Here is a 4,420-nt window from a genome sequence, read left to right as displayed (position 1 = left end):
TCCTCACGGACATAACTGTCGGCAGCTCTTCTAAATGAACAGTACATTATTGCGATAAGAGAGAGCAGAATCAAGCTCGCTTGAATTATGCTGCTCCTGTAGTGTCATTTTTTAAAACAGTGCCAGGCATACTTCTTATTCCAGCATTGTTTCCAATTAACTCATGTTGAATTTCTATGATGTCATTTACCCGTAAAAATCCCTGTTTTTTAATTAATTTCGTTGATGTGCAACTTTTTTAGCATTTGCGGTAACGTTCACTGGATGACGCGTGCGGAGATTTCATGAACCAAACCTTCCTAACAGCTCCTGGGCCAAAGCGTTTTATTTGTTTTAACTTTTCATTTTTTAAGTCAAATCTGCGATTTGGCGTTGTTTGCCGAAGCCACGAACCGACCAAAATTAGTCGGACTCACTTATGCTTTATGAGCCAATGTTGCATTAGTTATTTTTAAGCTCAATATTTGTCGTTATATGTTCTTCTCCCTTAACAATACTTATAACAGCTTCATAATTAGAACAACCTTCTTGATTCTTATTGCAAAGCCAATCATAACGTAATTTAACCATCTTAGGTATTCGTTTATTGTATTTTTTAGAGTTTAAAGAGCTATTAACGGTTAGACTCTCAAGTTTTCCATTACTACTTATTAAAAAACTACAGTTGAAATTTACAGAGTCATTGGACATGTTACTATATAGATATGGGAAAAGCTCCATTAAAAGTCCATTTTTACCTCCGCCTTTATAACATGGTAATTCTCTATTTTCAATTAAGCTTACATTATCATTAAAAATTAGGGAATCATTTGAAAAGTCATAAGTATAATAAACATCTCCATTCGCATGATAAAAATTCCAAATACCACTTCGCCTATCATTCTTATATTTCCCATGCTCTCTTATCAGTAATTGTTCATCATTCATTGTAAAGATTAAAGAATCATTCTTCGTCCCTTTATAGTCTATAAATTGATTACTTGTTTTTACTCCTGATGTATCTATGTAGTAATAATAATAGTCTCCATTTAGCATTCCCTTAGAGTAGCTTCTAACTTCCTGTAATTGATTATTGCCAAACTTCTTCCAATACCCTTCCTTTTGATTATTGCTATAGTAACCTTTTTCAAAAATTATAATATGACCAAATATATTTTGAGCATATTTCACATAACTCCCAGACTTAACTTTTTTATCTTTCTTAAGCACATAGTATTCTTCATAAATGCCCCCAAATTCTCTCTTTTTTAATATTGTTTCTTGACCTTTAATCTGCACATTTATGATAAGTAAAAATGCTGCAACTATAGTATTCCGTATCATTTCTGCAATGGTTAATTAATGCCAACGGTTCGGGCAAGATGTCGTAGACGGACGAGTCCAACGGAGTTTGATTTGTCCGGCCGAAGATAACGCCCACCGAAGCTGCGATTTTATAATTATAATTTAGCCTATGCATTTTGACCATGGTTAGGCTTAGTTTGATTTTCTTTTAGTCAACAAATGTCTCTTTGAAAATAGCTTTTAATTCTTTCGTCTCAGGTTTTGATAAACGCCCCAAAGGTCTTATAATTCTTTGTTTGTCTATCGTTCGAATTTGGTCCAGAACAATCCAACCAATTTTGTTGTCATGTTTTACTTCAACTCTGGTCGGATAGTTTTTGGAACTCGTTGTCATAGGGACGATAACAACTGTCCTCAGATATTTATTCATCTCGTCAGGAGAAACAACAACGCAAGGTCTGGTCTTTTTAATTTCACTCCCAATAGTGGGATCCAGATTTACTAAGATGATCTGATATTGTTTTATTTCCATTCGTCAAGGTTTTCGTCTTCAAAGACATCGTTAAAAAGAAGTCTGTCGTCGCCGTTTTCATTCATTTCTTTAAATGCCTTTTCCCAACCTTTTCTAGGAGTCGATAATGGTCTTAGAACAATTTGACCTTTCTCTAGAATCAAGTCAACCTTGTCTCTAATATTATACCTCTCTAAGAGTGTTTTACTAAGTCTAATTCCTTTAGAATTTCCTATTCTTATCACTGAAACTTCCATAATTTATGCGTTTTGTGTAATTACAAAGTTATCACATAGAATCTATTTTTCCAAATTAAGCTTAACCGTGTGGGTATGGCAAGTTGGGCAATTTATAGCACTTACTTGTCAGTTTACTGCAAGCCGTAGCTTTTGTTTATTGTTGGCACCTGTTTTTTCTATTCTCCAATTTGTATGTATAGTTAACAATAATTGTCCATAAAATAAATGATGAAACAGCCAAGGTTTTATATGCTCCTGGATAATGATTTAATTTCAACACTCCACCAATAGAAAAAGAAATAAACCATCCCACTTTTAGAAAATTCAGTATTTCTTTCCTGTCTTTTTTGGCAAGTCTAATCAAAGACCCACTGATTAAAACAACAACACTTAACATTAAAGCGAAGTCGTTCCATTGATAATGCATTATCTTCATTATTATAGCAATAATTCCAACTGAAAAACCTGTCATGAAAATTGGGTCAGTTAGAAGTTCCCTATATTTTAGATTCGTTAAAATATATCCAAGTCCAACTAATTGCCCTATTGTCCCGATTATGTCAAATAATGAATAAACTAGTTCATTCTCTGCATTAAAAAGAATCAATAGTCCGCAAAAAATCCAAACTGCAAATCCCAAAATACTAATGGTTGTCCAGCTTACTTTTTTGTCTTTAAGCATTGTGTATTTTTATATTGGTGCGTAGAGTAGAGCCTGATAGTTTACTCTAATTAATACCCCTAAAAGTAATAATTTAATGTAAACTATCAGCGCCCACTGCATCAAACCGTATCCCGATGTTCGTGGACAGGCTGTGAAGTTTTCCCTCATATGCTTACACTTGCGCATTACGGCTTGGTCATTTGAGCATACCAGGCTTCAGCGACAATCCTCACGGACATAACTGTCGGCAGCTCTTCTAAATGAACAGCAAATTATTGCGATAAGAGAGAGCAGAATCAAGCTTGCTTGAATTATGCCGAACGGAGCAATGATCTTTAAGAAAATTATTTAGGTAGGATTTACACCTACTGGATTACCACAGCTTCGTTGAAGTAAAGAATCCGCTTGACAATCTGGACAATATCGGTGCCTTATGCAGAAAGAAATAACCATCGGGGAGATATTTGGGGAGTACGGGGAAGCTTATATCACCCGTAACAGGGTAAAAGGACAGGAAAAAGGACTGATCAGGTTGCTCTCGGCCTGTAGGACCAACGCACTGGGAAATCACTTCGAGCAGTGCAACAACTGTGCTTATACCACCAAGGCATATGATTCGTGCAGAAACCGTCATTGCCCCGTGTGTCAGCAAAAGGACAAACTGCAATGGCTCGACAAACGGATGACGGAACTTTTGCCCGTGGGGTATTACCACCTGGTGTTCACGGTTCCCCATGAACTTAATCCGCTTTGCTTGCAAAACAAAAAGGCGATGTACGGCATTCTTTTTAAAGCGGCCTCACAAACACTGTTGGAGTTGGCCCGCGACACCAAACATCTGGGTGCCGACATCGGTTTAATGACCGTGCTTCACACATGGGGCCAAAACATGATGGAACATCCCCACCTGCACTGTATCATGCCGGCAGGCGGGTTGGGTTTCGACAAGAAGCATTGGGTGCATGCCGGTAACAAAAACGGTTTCTTCGTCCACTACAAGGCGCTGTCACGCAAATTTAGGGGGAAATTCCTGGACCTGCTGAAACAGGCCATCGACGGGAACCAGCTCGTGTTCAAGGGCAAGCTGGCGCAAATCGCCGGTAAGAAGGCGTGGCAAACTTTTGTCGGCAAACTTTATAAAAAGGAGTGGGTGGTGAACATCCAGGCTCCCCTCGGACACCCGGAAAAAATCCTGGAATACCTGTCGCGCTATGTTTTCAGGATAGCCATCACCAACCGCCGTATCATTGAGGTGAAGGACGGAAAGGTGCTGTTCTCCTGGAAAGATTACCGGACGGGGCGGTCCAGGAAAATGCGGCTGGATATCGACGAGTTCATACGGCGCTTCCTGTTGCACGTTTTGCCCAAAGGGTTTTTCAAGGTCCGAAGCTACGGCATATTCGCCAACAGATACCGCAGGCAGAATATCGAAACCGCAAAAAAAATCCTGCGACGCGAACACGAGGATGCCAAAGAGGAGGCTATGGAAGATGGCATAACGGTGTCGGAAAAACAAGATACGGTGTGGGACGAAATTAAAGGCCTGATCCGCAATTTCAAAAACCCCAACTGCCCCAAGTGCAACAAAGGACGTTTAAGGTTTGCCGGCATTGTCCCTTACAACCATATAGAGCCCGGGTAACAACTAGAAAAAACGGTCTATACCCACCCAGTGAAAACGGCCATACCCGTTCACTTTTTTCTTAATCAGCCATGAATTTA

5 protein-coding genes are annotated in these 4,420 nt (G+C 39.0%); 1 reads left to right on the top strand and 4 read right to left on the bottom strand.

Features of this window, described 5'->3' with window-relative positions; genetic code table 11:
• Positions 1–441 precede the first annotated feature (441 nt).
• From ACRD64_RS25005 to ACRD64_RS24990, 4 genes are all read right to left on the bottom strand, one after another.
• Positions 442–1,323, bottom strand: coding sequence for a toxin-antitoxin system YwqK family antitoxin (locus ACRD64_RS25005; RefSeq protein WP_430937326.1), 882 nt, complete (start codon positions 1,321–1,323; stop codon positions 442–444).
• A gap of 169 nt (positions 1,324–1,492) precedes the next feature.
• The gene (locus ACRD64_RS25000; protein ID WP_430937324.1) at positions 1,493–1,816 is read right to left on the bottom strand and encodes a type II toxin-antitoxin system PemK/MazF family toxin; all 324 of its coding nucleotides are present in this window, start codon (positions 1,814–1,816) and stop codon (positions 1,493–1,495) included.
• The gene (locus ACRD64_RS24995; RefSeq protein WP_430937322.1) at positions 1,807–2,052 is read right to left on the bottom strand and encodes an AbrB/MazE/SpoVT family DNA-binding domain-containing protein; all 246 of its coding nucleotides are present in this window, start codon (positions 2,050–2,052) and stop codon (positions 1,807–1,809) included. The genes ACRD64_RS25000 and ACRD64_RS24995 overlap by 10 nt, the downstream gene beginning before the upstream one ends.
• Before the next feature lie 136 nt (positions 2,053–2,188).
• A complete protein-coding gene (locus tag ACRD64_RS24990) occupies positions 2,189–2,716 on the bottom strand; it encodes a hypothetical protein (RefSeq protein ID WP_430937320.1) in 528 nt (175 codons plus the stop codon).
• 415 nt (positions 2,717–3,131) lie between these two features.
• On the opposite strand from ACRD64_RS24990, the gene ACRD64_RS24985 reads away from it, so the two are divergent.
• Positions 3,132–4,340 (top strand): IS91 family transposase, encoded by a 1,209-nt coding sequence (locus ACRD64_RS24985; protein ID WP_430937318.1) that lies wholly within the window; start codon positions 3,132–3,134, stop codon positions 4,338–4,340.
• Positions 4,341–4,420 lie beyond the last annotated feature (80 nt).

Source organism: Saccharicrinis sp. 156 (assembly GCF_050589685.1).
Classification (GTDB): domain Bacteria; phylum Bacteroidota; class Bacteroidia; order Bacteroidales; family Marinilabiliaceae; genus Saccharicrinis.
Note: the sequence above shows the minus strand (reverse complement) of the source record. Positions and strands in the feature narration are given on the sequence as shown.

Excerpts from the sequence above, each read along its gene's own strand:
- ACRD64_RS25000 (WP_430937324.1), bottom strand. The coding sequence starts at position 1,816 with ATGGAAATAAAACAATATCAGATCATCTTAGTAAATCTGGATCCCACT.
- ACRD64_RS25005 (WP_430937326.1), bottom strand. The coding sequence starts at position 1,323 with ATGATACGGAATACTATAGTTGCAGCATTTTTACTTATCATAAATGTG.
- ACRD64_RS24985 (WP_430937318.1), top strand. The coding sequence starts at position 3,132 with ATGCAGAAAGAAATAACCATCGGGGAGATATTTGGGGAGTACGGGGAA.
- ACRD64_RS24995 (WP_430937322.1), bottom strand. The coding sequence starts at position 2,052 with ATGGAAGTTTCAGTGATAAGAATAGGAAATTCTAAAGGAATTAGACTT.
- ACRD64_RS24990 (WP_430937320.1), bottom strand. The coding sequence starts at position 2,716 with ATGCTTAAAGACAAAAAAGTAAGCTGGACAACCATTAGTATTTTGGGA.